14 protein-coding genes are annotated in these 16,833 nt (G+C 64.9%); 5 read left to right on the top strand and 9 right to left on the bottom strand.

Annotation, left to right across the window (positions count from 1 at the left end; all coding sequences use genetic code 11):
- Positions 1-387: 387 nt before the first annotated feature.
- From AC56LW_RS06095 to AC56LW_RS06110, 4 genes are read right to left on the bottom strand one after another with little or no spacing between them, the layout of a single operon-like run.
- On the bottom strand, positions 388-1,839 hold the full coding sequence (locus AC56LW_RS06095; RefSeq protein ID WP_499632730.1) for a sigma-54-dependent transcriptional regulator: 1,452 nt from the start codon (positions 1,837-1,839) through the stop codon (positions 388-390).
- An 18-nt stretch (positions 1,840-1,857) separates the two neighbouring features.
- Positions 1,858-3,519 (bottom strand): sensor histidine kinase, encoded by a 1,662-nt coding sequence (locus AC56LW_RS06100; protein WP_499632733.1) that lies wholly within the window; start codon positions 3,517-3,519, stop codon positions 1,858-1,860.
- A 13-nt stretch (positions 3,520-3,532) separates the two neighbouring features.
- Entirely contained in the window at positions 3,533-3,781 is a 249-nt protein-coding gene (locus AC56LW_RS06105) for a PP0621 family protein (RefSeq protein ID WP_258835672.1), read from the bottom strand.
- Positions 3,781-4,584, bottom strand: coding sequence for a cytochrome C assembly family protein (locus AC56LW_RS06110; RefSeq protein WP_332532252.1), 804 nt, complete (start codon positions 4,582-4,584; stop codon positions 3,781-3,783). The genes AC56LW_RS06105 and AC56LW_RS06110 overlap by 1 nt, the downstream gene beginning before the upstream one ends.
- A 253-nt stretch (positions 4,585-4,837) precedes the next feature.
- Here AC56LW_RS06110 and ffh point away from each other — a divergent pair, with 253 nt between their 5' ends.
- Positions 4,838-6,205 (top strand): signal recognition particle protein, encoded by a 1,368-nt coding sequence (gene ffh / locus AC56LW_RS06115; protein WP_183556289.1) that lies wholly within the window; start codon positions 4,838-4,840, stop codon positions 6,203-6,205.
- 233 nt (positions 6,206-6,438) lie between these two features.
- Entirely contained in the window at positions 6,439-6,843 is a 405-nt protein-coding gene (locus tag AC56LW_RS06120) for an SWIB/MDM2 domain-containing protein (protein ID WP_332532342.1), read from the top strand.
- A gap of 100 nt (positions 6,844-6,943) precedes the next feature.
- On the opposite strand, the gene AC56LW_RS06125 is transcribed toward AC56LW_RS06120, so the two are convergent.
- From AC56LW_RS06125 to AC56LW_RS06140, 4 genes are all read right to left on the bottom strand, one after another.
- On the bottom strand, positions 6,944-8,317 hold the full coding sequence (locus AC56LW_RS06125) for an alkaline phosphatase (protein WP_499632736.1): 1,374 nt from the start codon (positions 8,315-8,317) through the stop codon (positions 6,944-6,946).
- Positions 8,318-8,333: 16 nt separating this feature from the next.
- Positions 8,334-9,779 (bottom strand): alkaline phosphatase, encoded by a 1,446-nt coding sequence (locus AC56LW_RS06130; RefSeq protein WP_499632739.1) that lies wholly within the window; start codon positions 9,777-9,779, stop codon positions 8,334-8,336.
- A 93-nt stretch (positions 9,780-9,872) separates the two neighbouring features.
- The gene (locus AC56LW_RS06135; protein ID WP_499632742.1) at positions 9,873-10,496 is read right to left on the bottom strand and encodes a lytic transglycosylase domain-containing protein; all 624 of its coding nucleotides are present in this window, start codon (positions 10,494-10,496) and stop codon (positions 9,873-9,875) included.
- On the bottom strand, positions 10,496-12,214 hold the full coding sequence (locus tag AC56LW_RS06140) for a proline--tRNA ligase (RefSeq protein ID WP_499632745.1): 1,719 nt from the start codon (positions 12,212-12,214) through the stop codon (positions 10,496-10,498). Before AC56LW_RS06140 ends, AC56LW_RS06135 begins: the two co-directional genes overlap by 1 nt.
- Positions 12,215-12,440: 226 nt before the next feature.
- Between AC56LW_RS06140 and AC56LW_RS06145 the strand changes: the two genes are divergently transcribed.
- From AC56LW_RS06145 to AC56LW_RS06155, 3 genes are all read left to right on the top strand, one after another.
- Positions 12,441-13,076: an RNA pyrophosphohydrolase gene (locus tag AC56LW_RS06145; protein ID WP_332532246.1), complete on the top strand. Its 636-nt coding sequence runs from the start codon at positions 12,441-12,443 to the stop codon at positions 13,074-13,076.
- A gap of 137 nt (positions 13,077-13,213) precedes the next feature.
- Positions 13,214-14,737: an aspartyl protease family protein gene (locus tag AC56LW_RS06150; protein ID WP_499632748.1), complete on the top strand. Its 1,524-nt coding sequence runs from the start codon at positions 13,214-13,216 to the stop codon at positions 14,735-14,737.
- Positions 14,738-14,807: 70 nt separating this feature from the next.
- A complete protein-coding gene (locus tag AC56LW_RS06155; protein ID WP_499632751.1) occupies positions 14,808-15,236 on the top strand; it encodes a DUF1841 family protein in 429 nt (142 codons plus the stop codon).
- Here AC56LW_RS06155 and AC56LW_RS06160 read toward each other — a convergent pair whose 3' ends face one another.
- Positions 15,237-16,760, bottom strand: coding sequence for a SulP family inorganic anion transporter (locus tag AC56LW_RS06160; RefSeq protein WP_499456806.1), 1,524 nt, complete (start codon positions 16,758-16,760; stop codon positions 15,237-15,239).
- Between the last annotated feature and the right edge of the window lie 73 nt (positions 16,761-16,833).

Raw genomic sequence — 16,833 nt, forward strand, 5'->3', positions numbered from 1 at the left:
GGCCTGTGGTGGCAAACCAGAGAAGCAGGGTAAGAACTAGTAAATATTTCGTGTCGACAAGTGCTTAATTAACCGATCAATGGATAAGTTTGTGTGCAACTTGTGGACAACGTATGAACAACTCGCCGCAGCCCGCAATCCTGGTGCCTTTTCAGTCACTACCACTATATCTAGTGCCGGGCGTTGATATCAGACTAATTGTAGTACCTCGTTTGCGGTACAGGCAAGCAAATAAATGTCCAAAATTTTCAGTTTTATCGCGTGCGAGCCTTGACTTTCGAGAGTCGCCATAAGCACGGGGAGTACGCGGTAAGCGACTACTAACCTTAAAAAAACCGTGGGGAAATGACCGGGCCGCGGGCCCGCCGCCCGGCTGCAGACCAGCCGTCAATCGTCCGGCGCGCTGATGTCCAGCTTCTGCATCTGGTAGCGCAACTGGCGGACACTGATGCCGAGCAGGCTGGCGGCCTGGGTCCGGTTGAACTGGGTTTGCTGCAGGGCGCGGCCGATGATGTCGCGTTCGACCTGCTCCAGGTATTCGGGCAGGTTGCCGGGCAATTCGGCGGGACCGACGCCCGGCGGCGCCGATACCGTTGGCGCGACGGGTACGACCGGCGCGGCCGGAGCGACTGGCGCCGCGGCAGCGGGCGGCGTGACCGCCGGCGGTGCCAGTTCGGCCCGTGCCGGTTCGATCGGCCGCGCCGCCTTGAGCGACAGGTCGCCCACTTCGATCACGCCATCGTTGGCAAACGCCAGCGCCCGCTCCAGCACGTTTTCCAGCTCGCGCACATTGCCGGGGAATGAATACGCCCGCAGCGCGTCCAGCACCCCGGCCCCGAGCGTGGCCTGCCCTGCCCCGGCCAAACGCTGCAGGATGCCGCTCACCAGTGGCGCCAGATCGTCCAGACGCTCGCGCAGCGGCGGCAAGCCCAGCTCGATCACGTTCAGCCGGTAGAACAGGTCTTGCCTGAACTTGCCTGTTTCGACGCAGCGCGCCAGGTCCTGGTGCGTTGCGCTAATGATGCGCACGTCGACCGGTTCCTCGACCGTCGCGCCGATCTTGCGCACGCGCCGCTCCTGGATCGCGCGCAGCAGCTTCACTTGCATTGCCAGCGGCAGGTCGGCCACCTCGTCGAGCATCAGCGTGCCGCCGTTAGCCGCCTGGAAGAAGCCGTCGCGCTCATCGGACGCGCCCGTGAAGGCGCCCTTGCGGTAGCCGAAGAACTCGGCCTCCATCAGCGTTTCGGGAATCGCGCCGCAGTTCACTGCGATGAACGGTTTGGCGGCGCGCGAACTCTGGGCGTGGATCTCGCGCGCGGCCAGCTCCTTGCCGCTGCCGGATTCGCCCGTGATCGAGATCGGCGCCATCGAGCGCGCCAGGCGGGCGATCTGGGCCCGCAATGCCGCCATCGCGGGCGAGCTGCCGATCATGCGCGAGTCGGGCGCAGCGCCGTCACCGAGCGCCGCGCTTTCGGATTGCTTGAGCGCCGCGCGCACCATCACGCGCAGCGCGTCCAGCGCCACCGGCTTGGCGATATAGTCGAACGCACCGGCCTTCAGCGCCACCACTGCGTTTTCGGCGCTGCCGTAAGCGGTGATCACGGCCACCGGCGTGCCCTTGCCCGACGCGCCGATTTCGCGCACCAGTTCGAGGCCCAGGCCGTCCGGCAGGCGCATGTCGGTCAGTACCAGCGCGTAATCGCGCTCGTGGAACAGCGCGCGCGCCTCGCGCAGCGTGGCGGCGCTGTCGACGTCCAGGCCCATCTTGAGCAGCGTGATCTCGAGCAGCTCACGCAGGTCGGCCTCGTCGTCGAGTACCAAAACGCGCGGCGCGCTCATGACGGCTTCCCGGCCACGTCAGGCAAGGGCAAAGGTGATGACAAAGCGGCCACTGGCCTTGCGCGGGCCCAGCGCGGACGGGTCGAACCGGTATTCATAATCGAGTTTCGCATCGTTGTTGAGGCACAGTTCGCGCGCCAGGTAGAGTCCAAGGCCGGTGCCCTTGCTCGAGGTGGTATAGAACGGCTCGAACAGGTGGTCGCGCACTTCGGGCGTGATGCCGGGGCCGTCGTCCTGCACGTGCAGCTCGCGCCGCCCGGCGGCATCGCGCGCAGGAAAGATGCGGATGCTGGCCGGCTGGCGGCTGGCATAGCGCACCGCGTTGTTGAGCAGATTGAGCAGGACTTCATGCAGGTGCAGCGGATCGAAGCGCACGGCGCTGCCGCCCGGATCGCCGATATAGACTATATCACCGGCCAGGCCATGGATTTCACAGAACTCGGCCTTGAGCTGTTCGAGAAACGCGCCCAGCGGCACCGGCTCGCCGTTGGGCTGGGCCTTGCGCGACAGCTGCAGGATGTCTTCGACCATGCGGTTCACGCGCGCCACATTGTCGCCGACGATTTTCAGCAGCCGCACTTCGGCCGGGCCATGCAGGTCTTCGGCCAGCAGCGCCGTCGCGTGGCCGATGGCCGACAACGGGTTACGCACCTCGTGCGCGATGCTGGCGGTCAGGCGCCCCATCGACGCCAGCTTGAGTTGCTGCGCCTGGTTTTCGATGGCGCTCACGTCCTGCATGAAGATCACGCTGCGGCTACCGCCCTCCCCCACTGCATCGGCCGGCGCGGCGACACGGGCAAAGCGCAGCTTGACGTGCACCGGCTGGTCGCGCCGGCCGCGCACGTCACCGGCGCCGTCACCTTCGCGATACGGCTTGACGGTGACGAAGGCCGTATCGTTCTCGGGCGCGGCAAGCCAGGCATCGAACGCTTCGGCCAGCGGTTCGAAGGCCGGCGCCGCGTGCAGCAGGAAGCCCGACGTGTCGGCCTGCAGCCCGAGCATGCGGCGCGCCGCCGGATTCCCGGTAAACACCGTGCCGTCGGCGCCCACCACCAGGATGCCGTCGCCCACGTCGGCAATCACGATTTCATTGATCGCCTGCTGGATGCGCAGGTCGGCGCCGCGCTGGGCTGCCAGTTCTTCCTGCCCCAGCAGACGCGCGGCCATGCGGTTGGTTACCAGCACGGCGGCGAAGAAGGCTGCGCCAAACAGGCCCGCCTGCATCAGCGGCGGATCGAACCCTTCGACCAGTTGCCACACGCTCAGGCCCAGCAAGAACAGCGTGGCCACCGCCGCCGCGAACAACGCCAGCAGCAAGGGCGCAAGGATCGCCGCGCCGGCCAGCGGGAACAGATACAGGATGCCAAGGCCGCTGCGCAGGCCGCCGGCGGCCAGATACAGCAGCGAAATGACCAGGAGGTCGAGCGCAACCTGCACGCCTAGCTGCACCAGGAAGCGGCGCTGGCGGCGCGCGGCGAACGAGAACACCAGCGCCATGATGGCGTAGCCCAGGCAGATCTGGGCGACCTGCTGCGTGACGCGCAGCGTGCCGTTCTCGAAGTTAACACCGAAATACAGCAGCAGTACCAGCGCGATGACGATGCGCGTGAGCGTGAAGGTCTGCAGCGAGCGCCACAGGGCGACGCGCGCTTCGGGCGACAGGATGCGGCGTTGCGTCAAGGCCGGCCTGCGCCTACGGCGGCGGCAGGCGCACGTGGCCTGGCGAACAGTAGTCGTGGCCGTCGGCGCGCACCGATTCGGACGCCGGGAAGTACATGCCGCAGTGGGTACATTGGGCCATCGCTTCGATCTGCACCGGCGCCTTGGCCGCGCCGGGGCGCGCCTGCGGCGGTACGGCCGCACGTTTGCTCATGGCGCGCAGCTTGTTGCGCACCGCGAAGACGACGAGGGCGATGAAGGCAATCCAGAATAATAGTCGCATCAGATGGTTCCCCGGTGCAGGATAACTTCGAGCACGAAACGGCTGCCGACATAGGCCAGCGCCAGCGTGGCAAACCCGGCCAGCGTGAAGCGCAGCGCGGTCTTGCCGCGCCAGCCTCGCCAGCGGCGCCCGGCCAGCAGCGCCGCGAACAGCGCCCACGACAGCAGCGCGAACACGCTCTTGTGGTCGAGCAGCAGCGGCCTGCCGAACACCTGTTCGGAGAACACGAAGCCAGACAGCACCGTCAGGCTGAGCAGGATGAAGCCGATCCAGATCACCCGGAACAGCAGTTTTTCCATGGTAAGAAGCGCCGGCAACTGGTCGAGCGCGGCGTCAAACCGGCCGCCACCAGCGGTGCGGGTGTGCAGCCGCGCTTCCTGCAATGCCATCAGCACGGCGTGGAAGGCGGCAATGGTCAGGGTGCTGTAGGCCAGCACTGCAACCGCGATATGCCAGCCAAACGCCGGCGACTTGCCGGCCAGCGGCGTCAGGGTGCCGGGGAACAGCAGCGGCAGCAGCGCGGCCACGGCGGCGAACGGCATCACCAGGCGGCGCATGCCGTCGAGGGCGAAATTGCGGTTTTCGAGCCAGTAGGCGGCCACGGACACCCACAGCGCGGACGACAGCATGATGGCGAAACCGACACGCAGCCGGCCCGGCACCATCACGTCCATGCCGAGCGAGACGCCGTGCAGCGCCCATGCGCCGGCCGTCACGGCCGAGATGGCCGGCGCGCGGCGCGATGGCAGCAGGGCGCATACCGCGTACAGGAAAGCCGCGGCAAGGAAGAGGAAATTCTGCATGACGGGAGTCTACACCATTGCATGGTGCCGCCGTGGGGTAGGCGGATTTTTCGCCCACCTGGCATGCGGGCGGCGCCGCCCACGCTTTCCTCCAGTGCAAAACGCCACGGTTTGCTGAAAAAATGTGCGCCTGCCGTCCGCCGGAAGAACCAGCAGCACCTGCGCAAGGTAAAATGCCGCTTTGGCGGCGCTCGCCCACCGGCATTTTGCTCGGGACCGCGCGTCCGATGTGCCCTTACTAATTAGGTTGAACATGCTAGATAACCTCACCCAACGCCTTGCCAAGGTCGTCAAGACCATGCGCGGCGAGGCGCGCCTCACCGAGGCAAACACTGCAGAGATGCTGCGCGAAGTGCGCATGGCCCTGCTCGAGGCCGACGTGGCGCTGCCGGCGGTGCGTGAATTCATCGCCAAGGTCAAGGAAAAAGCCCTCGGCGAAGAAGTCGTCGGCTCGCTCAGCCCGGGCCAGGCGCTCGTGGGCGTGGTGCAGAAGGAACTGGCAGCCCTGATGGGCGCCGACCTCGGCCCTGAGGCCAGCCAGCTGTCGTTCGCCCAGCAACCGCCGGCGATCATCCTGATGGCCGGCCTGCAGGGTGTTGGTAAAACCACCACCACCGGCAAGCTGGCCAAGTACCTGAAGGAACAGAAAAAGAAGAAGGTCCTGACCGTCTCGGCCGACGTCTACCGTCCGGCCGCAATCGCGCAGCTCGAATCGGTGACCAGGCAGGTCGGCGCCGACTTCTTCCCGTCGACCGCCAGCGACAAGCCGGTCGACATTGCACTGGCCGCACTCGACTGGGCCAAGAAGCATTACCACGACGTCCTGATCATCGATACCGCGGGTCGCCTCGGTATCGACGAAGCGATGATGCAAGAGATCGCGGCCGTGCACGCCGCCGTCAACCCGATCGAGACGCTGTTCGTCGTCGACGCCATGCTGGGCCAGGATGCGATCAACACCGCCAAGGCGTTCAACGACGCCCTGCCCCTGACCGGCATCGTGCTGACCAAGCTCGATGGCGACTCGCGCGGCGGTGCGGCGCTGTCGGTGCGGCACGTGACGGGCAAACCGATCAAGTTTGCCGGTGTCTCCGAAAAACTCGATGGCCTCGAAGCCTTTGATCCGGCCCGCATGGCCAACCGCGTGCTGGGCATGGGCGACATCCTGGCGCTGGTCGAAGAAGCGCGCAAGGGTGTCGACGCCGAAGCGGCAGCCGAACTGGCCAACAAGATCAAGGTCGGCGGCCGCTTCGACATGAACGACTTCAAGTCGCAGCTGACGCAAATGAAAAAGATGGGCGGCATGGCCGGCCTGATGGACAAGCTGCCGGCCCAGTTCCAGCAAGCCGCGGCAGGCGCCAACATGGGCCAGGCCGAGAAATCGGTCCAGCGCATGGTCGGCATCATCGATTCGATGACCCCGCTCGAGCGCGCGAAACCCGAACTGATCAAGGCCAACCGCAAGCGCCGCATTGCGGCCGGTGCCGGTGTCCAGGTGCAGGAAGTCAATCGCATGCTCAATCAGTATGACCAGATGCAGACGATGATGAAAAAGCTCAAAGGCGGCGGCCTGATGAAGATGATGCGCGGGATGAAGGGCATGATGCCCGGCATGCGCTAATCGGTTGTTTTCCGCTCGCAGAACCGCGCAGAGTATCGCTTTGCGCGGTTTTTTTACGCCCCTTGTCGGCGTTTTATCGTTCCCGTGCGTTGTTGTGTGCGATAGCGCCCATTTAGCCGCTTATCAGAGTGAAAAAGTTTGGAAAAAGACTTGCACGAACAGTAAAACGCTACCAATATAGGCGTGCGATAAATTACGCATTTTTCCATGTGTTCGTTTTAGGAGGCTCGAAGATGGCAACAGCCAAAAAAACCACTGCAGCACCAGCAAAAAAAGCAGCTGCCAAGCCTGCTGCAGCGGCCAAGCCCGCAGCAAAAAAGGCAGCAGCACCAGCAAAAGCAGCCGCTAAAACGGCTGACAAATCGGCCGACAAGCCAGCAGTTGCACGCAAGCCAAACGCCGCGTTCATGAAAGCCATGACCCCGTCGGCCACGCTCGCTGCAGTCGTTGGCGACAAGCCGCTGCCACGCACCGAAGTGACCAAAAAGGTCTGGGATTACATCAAGTCGAAAGACCTGCAAGATCCGGCAAACCGTCGCATGATCAATGGCGACGACAAGCTCAAAGCAGTCTTCGGCGGCAAAGAGCAAGTCTCGATGTTTGAAATGACCAAACTGATTTCGGATCATCTGAAATAAGTTCAGGTTATATTCAGTCGACGTCTCGCTGATTAAAAAAAGCCCCGGAATCAAATCCGGGGCTTTTTGTTATTCAGGTGTAAATAACCTGAATCTGAACTTACAGGCCGCCGGCAGCCTTCATCAGTTCGAACACGCGGGTATTCTCCATCGTGCCTTTGAATGACGCCGAGCCGGCGCCGGTCGCATACAGTTTCACATCGCCGCCGCCATGGGTTTCGGACGACTTGTGCACGCCTGTCTCCTGGTGGTAATCGTCGCCCTGTGCGGCCATGCCATCGACATCGGCGCGCATGTCCGGCCGGTTCGGACCATTGCCAAACACCAGCGTGGTGAACGTCTTGCCGTCCGCATCCTTCTTCGGCTCGCCCGTCGCGTAGTCGCGCACGATATCCAGGATCGGGTTGCCGCGCTTCGGGTAGCCGTTGATCTGCATCGTGTGGTCATGGTCGGCGGTGAGCACGATCAGCGTGTTCTGCAGGCCCGGGTCGATCGCGCGCATGCGCTCGACCGCCAGCTGCAACGCATCGTCGAACGCCACCGTCTCTTCCAGTGCGTGCTTCGCGCGGGTGTCGTGCAGCGCATGGTCGATCTTGCCCCCTTCGACCATCAGGAAGAAGCCGTTCGGATTGGTCGACAGCAGATCGATCGCCTTGCCCGTCATCTCCGCCAGCGTCGGCTGCTCGGGGCGGCGCTGGTACGCGTAATCGAGGTGGCTGCTGTCACTGTAGATGCCGACGAACTTGCGCCCTGCCTTGGCCGACATCATGCCGGCGCGGGTGCCGGCCACGTAATAGCCGGCGCCGGCAAATTCGGCCATCAGGTCGCGTCCATCCGGCCGGCCCTTCGGATTGAGCGCCGCGTCGCGTGGCGTGAAGTGATTGCGCCCGCCGCCCATCAGCACGTCGACGCCGTCGCCCAGCGCCGCGTTGTAGCCGGCGCCGCCCGGTACGAGCTGCTGCGCGATCGTGTAGGCCGCATCGCGGCTGCAGGTGTGTGCGAAGGTCGACGCGGGCGTGGCGTGCGTCAGTTCGGTCGTGGTGATGGCGCCGGTGGCGCGGCCCCGTGCCTTGGCCAGCTCCAGGATCGTGATCGCCGGCGTGCCGTTATTCGCGCCGCACTGGTCGACGCCGTCTTTGGTCGGGTTGATCGTGCGGGCGCCGGCCTGCGAAATGACGTCGTTGTTCAGCTTCATGCCGGTCATGTATGACCCCATCGACGGCGCGCTGTCGGTGGTCTGGTAATCGAGCGAATAGGTCTTGATGCGCGCGGTGCGCTCCATCAGGCGCTCGAAGTGCAGCAGGCTGTCTTCGCCGCCGCGGTAGATGCGGGCGGCGGTGGTGACGGACGGGCCCATGCCGTCGCCAAGGAAGAAGATGATGTTCTTCGCCTTTTGCTGGGCCGAAGCCGTTGCCGGCAGCGCTGCGCCAAAGGCGGCGGCCAGCAGCAGCGGGAGAATGCGTCGTGAAGTCATGGTGGATTTCTCGTGCTTACAGACCGGCTGCGGTCTTGATCAGATTGAAGACGCGCGTGTTGTCGATGGTCCCGCGGAACAGCTCCGCGTTCGCGCCGGCGGCGCCCAGGTAGACGTCGCTGCCGCCATGCGTCTCGGCGCCTGCGCGCGTGCGCACGACTGCTTGCTGGTGGTAATCGTCGGCCGCGACGACGGCGTCGGTCAGCGGCGTGGTGCGCCCGCCCTGGTGGCGATTCTCGCCCGTGCCGAAGCCGATGATCGTGTACGGCATGCCCTGGCTGTCGAGCGTCGGCTTGCCGTCGGCCGTGCGCACCAGGCCCAGTACACCCGGGTTGGCAGGCGTGGTCTTGCCGGTGCGCGCTGCGTAGCCGTTCAGCAGCAGCGTGTGGTCATGGTCGGCGGTGGCGACGATCAGCGTGTTCTTCAGGCCCGGGTCGAGCGCTTCCATGCGTTCGAGCGCCGCCTGCAGCGCGGCGTTGTACGTCACCGTCTCCTGCAGCGCGCGTTTGCCGAGCGTGGCGTGCAGCGCATGGTCGATCAGGCCGCCCTCGACCATCAGGAAGAAACCACCACGGTGCGGCGCCAGCAGGTCGATGGCCTTGGTCGTCATGGCTGGCAGCGCCGGTTGACGGGCGGCGTCGCGGATCGCGTCGAAGTCCATGTGGTTGGCGGCGAACAGGCCAACGACCGGCGCGCCTGGCGTCAAGGCATTGAACCCGGCGGTGTCGCCCACGACCCGGAAGCCCTTGGCCTTGAGCTCGGCCTGCAGATCGCGGTTGTCGGCGCGCTTGCCGCCACGCGCGAACGGCGTGAATTGCTGCGCGCCGCCGCCGAACAGGACGTCCAGGCCATTGGCGCCCAGCGCCCCGTTGTAGCCGGCCCCGCCGGGCACCAGGCTCGCGGCGATATCGGTTTCCAGCTTGCGATGGCAGGCGTGGGCATAGGTCGCGGCCGGGGTGGCGTCGGTGACGCTGGTATTGGTGACCACGCCCACGGCCATGCCGCGCTTGCGGGCCAGTTCGAGCAGCGTGACAGCCGCTTCGCCGTTCTCGCAGCGGCTCACCAGGCTGTTGCCGTTGGCATCCTTGGCGGGCGCAATCGAACGGGTGCCGGCCGACATCGAGATCACGCCGTTGTTCTGCTTCACGCCGGTCATGTAGGCGGCCATCGAGGCGGCGCTGTCGGTGACCTGCGCATCGTTGGAGAAGGTCTTCACGAACGCCGATTCGGGCAGGCGGTCAATCGCCAGTTCGCCCTCTTCGCCGACGGCAAAGATGCGCGCCGCAGTGAGCGTGTTGACGCCCATGCCGTCGCCCAGGAAGAAGATGATGTTCTTTGCGCGCTGGTCGACCGGGTTGGCCGTCAGGGCCGGGGTCGCAGTCGCGGTCGAGACAGGCGGCGTGGCCGCGCAGCCGGTGAGCGCCGCCAGCAGTGCGCCAGCGGTGAAAAGAATGGGTCGCATGCAGTCCTCACTGGGGAAAGCGGGAAGTCTACACCGCGTCGATGACGGCGTGGTGGATTGCTATGTTAGGGTTTTGTACAAGGCAGGAACGCTTCACGCCCCCGGTTTGAATTCCCAGTTCTTCCATGCGGCCAGCACCGCGTTCGGGTACTTCGGCTTTCCCCGGCTACCGTTGTAGCGGCCCAGCGCCAGGTACAGGTCGCCCCGCTCCATGTCGATATACATGCGCAGGATCGCGCATCCGTAGCGCAGATTGGTCTGCATGTGGAACAGGCGGCGGCGGTCGCCGTCGCCGATCGCCTTGGTCCAGAACGGCATCACCTGCATGTAGCCGCGCGCGCCGGCAATCGAGATCGCATACTTGCGGTAGGCCGACTCCACCTGGATCAGGCCCAGCACCAGCCCCGGATCCAGGCCGGCGCGGGTCGCTTCATACCACGCGGTCTCGAGGAACTCGGTGCGGGTCTGGACGTCGGGCAGGCGCTTGGCCAGGCGCGGCGACATCTGGTCAAACCACGCCTGGTAGCGCGCCCGTCCCGCCTCGGTGCGGAAGGTCGGGCGCGGCGGACGCGCGTCGGCGATGGCGTTGGCCAGCGCCAGACGCACCGAATCCGACAGCGCTTCTTCTTTCTGGTTGCCGGCATGCGCCGGCGCCGCCAGACCGAAGGCCAGCGCCAGCAGCACGCCTCCGGACCAGGAGGCCAGGCGTAATGCCATCACTTGCCCAGCTTGGCCTTGATGAAGCCGAGCATATCGCCGACAGCCACGCCACTCGCTTCTGCATCGCGACGGCCCTGGTATTCGAGGTTGCCTTCCTTCAGGCCACGCTCGCCGATCACGACGCGGTGCGGCACGCCGATCAGTTCCCAGTCGGCGAACATCGCGCCCGGCCGCAGGCCGCGGTCGTCGACGATGACGTCGATGCCGATGGCCGACAGCGATGCATACAGCTGCTCGGTCGCGTCCTTGACCATCTCGCTGCGGTCCATGCCCATCGGGCACAGCACCACTTCGAATGGCGCCAGCGCGTCCGGCCAGACGATGCCCTTGTCGTCGAAGTTCTGCTCGATCGCCGCGCCCAGGATGCGGGTCACGCCAATGCCGTAGCAGCCCATCTGCAGCGGCGCAGGCCGGCCGCCGTCATCGAGGAAGGTCGCGCCCATCGCCTGCGAGTACGCGGTGCCGAGCTGGAACACGTGGCCCACTTCAATGCCGCGCTCGATCGCCAGCACGCCCTTGCCGTCCGGCGACGGGTCGCCTTCGACGACATTGCGCAGGTCGGCCACGATTGGCTCGGGCAGATCGCGGCCCCAGTTCACGCCGATGTGGTGGAAGTCTTCTTCGTTCGCGCCGCAGACGAAATCGGCCATGTTGGCGACCGTGCGGTCAGCCACGACGGTGACTGGCAGACGGGTGCCAACCGGACCGAGGTAGCCCGGCACGGTGCCGAACACCTCGAGGATTTCGGCTTCGGTCGAGAAGCGGTGGCCGGCCAGGCCGTCCACTTTGCCGACCTTGATCTCGTTGAGTTCATGGTCGCCGCGCAGCAGCAGCACCCAGTAGCTTTTCTTGCCTTCGTTCTCGACCGTCAAAGCGATGGTCTTGACGGTCTGCGCCAGGTTCACACCCAGCAGCGCCGCGACGGTCTCGCACTTGGTCGTGCCCGGGGTTGGCGTCTTGGTCAGCGTTTGCGTGGGAGCGGCGCGCTCGCCGCTGGCGACGGCTTCGGCCGCTTCCATATTGGCCGCGAAATCGGACGTCGGGCAGTAGACCAGCGCATCTTCGCCAGTGCTGGCGATGACGTGGAATTCATGCGAACCGGTGCCGCCGATGGCGCCGTTGTCGGCCGCCACCGCGCGGAACTTCAGGCCGAAGCGCGTGAAGATGCGGGTATAGGCGTCGAACATGGTCTGGTACGACGTCTGCATGCCGGCGACGTCGCGGTCGAACGAATAGGCATCCTTCATCGTGAATTCGCGGCCGCGCATCAGGCCGAAGCGCGGACGGCGCTCGTCGCGGAACTTGGTCTGGATATGATAGAAGTTCACCGGCAGTTGGCGATACGACTTGATCTCGCTGCGCACGACGTCGGTGATGACTTCTTCGGACGTCGGCTGGATTGCAAAGTCGCGGCCATGGCGGTCTTTCACGCGCATCAGCTCGTCGCCCATTTTGTCCCAGCGACCTGTCTCTTGCCACAGTTCGGCCGGCTGCACGAGCGGCATCAAGAGTTCGATACCACCAGCGCGATTCATTTCTTCACGGACGATCGCTTCGACCTTGCGGATGACGCGCAGCCCGACCGGCATATACGTATAGATGCCGGAACCCAGGCGCTTGATCATCCCGGCGCGCATCATCAGCTTGTGGCTGACGATCTCGGCATCGGAAGGCGCTTCTTTCAGAGTTGAAATAAAAAATCGTGAGGCACGCATATCTGTGAATTCTTTTTAAAAAGAGAGGGTTATAATCGACCTAATTTTAAAGGATTAGCCGGCTGATGCGTCCAATCTTTCTACAAACAGGGTCCGGAACCAGCATCATCGACCGCGCAAGCGGTGCGGAAACCCCTTGGGCATGACAATACGTAAGTAAAAACACAAGGGTACCGAGTGCCCGCAAGAGGGAACGTCCGCCGGCAGAAAGTATCGAGGTGCACTTATGCTCGACCGTGAAGGGTTTCGGCCCAACGTCGGCATCATCCTGCTGAACGCTAACAACGAGGTCTGGTGGGGCAAGCGGGTGCGAGAGCACTCATGGCAATTTCCTCAAGGGGGAATCAAGTACGGCGAAACACCCGAGCAGGCAATGTACCGCGAGCTCGAGGAAGAAATCGGTTTGCGTCAGGAGCATGTCAAGATCGTGGGTCGCACCCGCGATTGGCTGCGCTATGAAGTGCCCGATCATTTCATCAAGCGTGAAATTCGCGGGCATTACCGTGGCCAGAAGCAGATCTGGTTCCTGCTGCGCATGGTCGCGCGCGACAACGAAGTCAATCTGCGCCTGACCGACCACCCCGAGTTCGACGCCTGGCGCTGGCACGATTACTGGGTGCCGCTCGACGTCGTGATCGAGTTCAAGCGCGACGTGTACCAGCGCGCGCTGCAGGAGCTGTCGCGCTTTCTGAGCTGGCCGGCCAAGGGCCAGCACGGCGAGCGGCGCCACAGCGCGCGCTACCTGCGCCAGCCGCATGGTCGCGCGCAGCCTGGCGCCAAGACGGGGCAGGACATGCTCGGGGCGGCCGGGCCGGGCAACCCGGCGGCGCCCGATGCGCTGGTGCTGGCGCCGAACAAGTAGGCGTCAACAACGCATCGATACCGGAGCTGGCATACGACACGCCATGCTCCGGCATCCAGCCTGCCCTCCGCAGACGCCCCTCCATTTCATGCTCAAAGCATTGTTTTCACGGCAACATTCGCCGGTACAATGCTTGCATGACTACGCCTGCCGCCCGCCTGCATCTGCTGCTGCCACTGCTCGCCCTGAGCGCCGTGCCCACTGCCCATGCCTGGCAGGCCGAGCCCAAGCGTTGTCAATTAACCCAGCTCGCGACGCTGCCCGTGCGCTATACCGGCCCTGACCTGAACCTGACGATCGAAGGGCGGATCGACGGCACGCCGGCCGACATGCTGGTCGACACCGGCGCCAGTGGCACGATACTCACGCGCACCGCAACCGAGCGGCGCGGCCTGTCACTGCGCCCTACCAACGGGCGTGCCTTCGGCATTGGCGGCGCGGCCCGCATCTACAGCACGCAGATCAAGGAATTCAAGGCCGGGCCGGCGGCGATCACCAACAGTCGCGTACGGGTGCTGGGTGACTTTGGCACTGCGCCATCGTTCGAGGCGATCCTGGGCGCGCCGTTCCTGCTCCAGTCCGACCTCGAGATTTCGCTGGCCACCAAGGAAATCAAGTTCTTCAAACCGACCAATTGCGATACTGCGCACCTGGCCTACTGGGACGAGAATGCCGTCGAAATTCCCTTCCGCTGGTCCAACTCGCGTCAGGCCAATCCCGAATTCAAGGTGCTCCTGAACGGCAAGGAAGTCACGGCGGTGATCGACAGCGGCTCCTCCAGCACGCTGATGACGCGCCGGGCCGCGGAAAAAGCGGGACTGAACATGAATGCGCCAGACGTCTCAAGGGCCGGCGAAGCGGGCGGCATCGGCACCGAACGCATCGCGCGCTGGAACGCGACGCTGGACAAGCTGCAGATCGGCCGCGAGACGATCAACAATGCCGACGTCGGCGTGATCGACACGAATGACCTCGACGTCGATTTACTGCTGGGCGCTGACTTCCTGCGCTCGCACCGCGTCATGTTCGCGATGAGCCAGAAAAAGCTGTACTTCACCTACGTCGGGGGCGACGCACTTGGCCAGCGGCGCCGCATCGAACCCTGGCTGCAGCAGGAGGCCGACGCCGGCAATGGCGATGCGCAGATGATGGTGGCCGCGATGCACCGAAGCGGTCATGGCACGCCGCCTGACATGGCGCAGGCGCTGGTCTGGCTCGACAAGGCGGCCGCCAGCGGCAATCCCCGCGCCAACCTGGTGCTCGGCCAGCGCCTGATGAAAGAACGGCGCTATACCGAAGCGGTGATAAGGCTGCGCCAGGCGCTCGACCGCATGCCGGGCGAGCGCTCCGGCGCGCTGATGCTGTATACGGCGCGCATGCACAATCAAGACCCCGAGCTGGCGCGGCGCGAACTGGCCAGCGCCTTCACGCACGACCTCGATGAATGGCCTGGGCCGATCGCCGATTTTTATCTCGGCAAGCTCGATGAAAACAAGCTGCTCAAGCTCGCGCGCGAGGAATCGGCGCATGCGCTGCGGCGCACCTGCCAGGCGCGCTTTGCGATCGCCGAGCGCCATCGGTTCACGGGCAATGACGAGCAGGCCAAGCGGGTTCTGGATGAGGCGCCCGAGTGCCGCCAGGGGCCGAAAGAGGCGTCCTGAGGCCGGCCCCGCGCCGGACCGGCGCCTGCGCTACAATGCCCGCTCTCCCCTTTTTTTGCCCCCTCCTGCCATGTTCACTCCGTCCTCGCACGACGTGCGCCGCTTTTTCTGCGACGCCTATCGCAAGCACCGCAATGGCGACATCCTGACGCCGATGGATGCCATCGCGGCCGACTGGATCGTGCAGCATCCCGAATACCACGACCAGTTCGAGGACATCGAGGCGGCGATCGCGCGCGACTATTCGGTCGAAGGCGGCAAGCCCAATCCGTTTTTGCACCTGTCGATGCACCTGTCGATCGCCGAGCAGATCTCGATCGACCAGCCGCGCGGCATCCGCGCCGCGCACGACATGCTGGTGGCCAAACGGGGCGAGCACGATGCCCACCACGAAATCATGGAATGCCTGGGCGAGATGATCTGGGCCTCGCAGCGGGGTGGCGTGCCGCCCGATACCGAGGCGTATATCGAGTGCGTGCGCCGTCGCGCATTCGCCTGATCAGGCGAGTTTGTCGTCCGCGACCCGGTAACGCGGGTCTTCCACCAGGTTCACCTCGATCATGTCCTGCGCCTTTTCCAGCAGCTCGCGGCAGTCGGGGCTCAGGTGGCGCAGATGCAGGCGCTTGCCCAGCAGGCGGTAACGCTCGGCCAGCGCGTCGATCGCCTGGATCGCCGAATGGTCCACCACGCGCGCGTGCAAAAAGTCGATCACGACATCCTGCGGATCGTCCTTCGGCGTGAAGATGCCCTGAAACGCACTGACTGACGCGAAGAACAGCGTGCCGTCGAGCGCGTACACTTTCCAGCCCTGATCATCGACCGCGACCGCCGCCTTCACCTGGCGCGCATGCTGCCACGCGAACACCAGCGCCGAGACGATCACGCCGGTCAGGACCGCCACCGCCAGATCGACCAGCAGCGTGATCGCCGCCACCAGCACGACCACGAACAGGTCCGCGCGCGGCACGCGGCCGGCCAGGCGGAACGTACCCCATTCAAACGTCTTTTCGCAGACGACGAACATCACGCCGATCAGCGCCGCCAGCGGAATCGCCTCGATCCAGCTGGAGCCAAACAGGATGAAGCACAGCAGGATCACGGCCGCCGCGATGCCCGACAGGCGCCCCGTCGCGCCGCTGTTCACATTGATCATGCTCTGGCCGATCAGCGCGCAGCCGCCCATGCCGCCAAACACGCCGCTGACGACATTGGCCGCGCCCAGCGCCAGCGATTCGCGGTTCGGCTGGCCGCGCGTGTCGGTGATTTCGTCGATGAGCGTGAGCGTCAGGAGCGATTCGATCAGGCCCACGCCCGCCATCACGAGCGCGTATGGGAACACGATGCGCAGCGTGTCCCACGTCATTGGCACGTCGGGCAGCGCGAAACTGGGCAAGCCGCCAGCGATGGAACCGAGGTCGCCCACGGTGCGCGTCTCGACGCCCAGCAGCGCGCAACCGACGCTGGCCACCAGGATACCCACCAGCGTGGACGGCACCGCTTTGGTAATGCGCGGCGTCAGGTAGATCACCGCCATCGTGATGGCGATGATGACGCCCATCGTGACCAGCTGCGCGGCGGGCATCCATTGCGGCGTGCCGTCAGGGCCCGCCACCTTGAAGTGCCCGAACTGGGCCAGGAAGATCACCAGCGCCAGCCCGTTGACGAAGCCGAGCATCACCGGATGCGGCACCATGCGGATGAATTTGCCGAGCCGCGCGGCGGCAAACAGCAGTTGCAGCACGCCCATGAGCACCACGGCCGCCAGCAGGTACTGCGCGCCATGCTGCACCACCAGCGCGATCATCACCACGGCCAGCGAACCGGCTGCGGCCGAGATCATCCCGGGCCGCCCGCCGAACGCGGACGTGATGAAGGCAACCAGCACGGCCGCGTACAGGCCAGTGAGCGGCGACAGATGGGCAACCAGGGCGAAGGCGATCGCCTCGGGCACGAGGGCCAGGGCGACCGTCAGGCCGCTGAGCAGGTTGGTTTTGAGATAAGCGGGCGAGGTGAGAATAGACAGAGATGACACGAAAAGCTCCGGCGGGTGACGCGGCAAGGGGCTCGCATGTTACCAGCAAGCGACTTGCGCGTCT

It is taken from the genome of Telluria sp. LT2P80 (assembly GCF_059685955.1).

Bases quoted from the DNA above. Each gene is read 5' to 3' on its own strand.
- AC56LW_RS06130 (WP_499632739.1), bottom strand. From the start codon at position 9,779: ATGCGACCCATTCTTTTCACCGCTGGCGCACTGCTGGCGGCGCTCACC.
- AC56LW_RS06140 (WP_499632745.1), bottom strand. From the start codon at position 12,214: ATGCGTGCCTCACGATTTTTTATTTCAACTCTGAAAGAAGCGCCTTCC.
- AC56LW_RS06110 (WP_332532252.1), bottom strand. From the start codon at position 4,584: ATGCAGAATTTCCTCTTCCTTGCCGCGGCTTTCCTGTACGCGGTATGC.
- AC56LW_RS06150 (WP_499632748.1), top strand. From the start codon at position 13,214: ATGACTACGCCTGCCGCCCGCCTGCATCTGCTGCTGCCACTGCTCGCC.
- AC56LW_RS06125 (WP_499632736.1), bottom strand. From the start codon at position 8,317: ATGACTTCACGACGCATTCTCCCGCTGCTGCTGGCCGCCGCCTTTGGC.
- AC56LW_RS06120 (WP_332532342.1), top strand. From the start codon at position 6,439: ATGGCAACAGCCAAAAAAACCACTGCAGCACCAGCAAAAAAAGCAGCT.
- AC56LW_RS06095 (WP_499632730.1), bottom strand. From the start codon at position 1,839: ATGAGCGCGCCGCGCGTTTTGGTACTCGACGACGAGGCCGACCTGCGT.
- AC56LW_RS06155 (WP_499632751.1), top strand. From the start codon at position 14,808: ATGTTCACTCCGTCCTCGCACGACGTGCGCCGCTTTTTCTGCGACGCC.
- AC56LW_RS06105 (WP_258835672.1), bottom strand. From the start codon at position 3,781: ATGCGACTATTATTCTGGATTGCCTTCATCGCCCTCGTCGTCTTCGCG.
- ffh (WP_183556289.1), top strand. From the start codon at position 4,838: ATGCTAGATAACCTCACCCAACGCCTTGCCAAGGTCGTCAAGACCATG.
- AC56LW_RS06145 (WP_332532246.1), top strand. From the start codon at position 12,441: ATGCTCGACCGTGAAGGGTTTCGGCCCAACGTCGGCATCATCCTGCTG.
- AC56LW_RS06135 (WP_499632742.1), bottom strand. From the start codon at position 10,496: ATGGCATTACGCCTGGCCTCCTGGTCCGGAGGCGTGCTGCTGGCGCTG.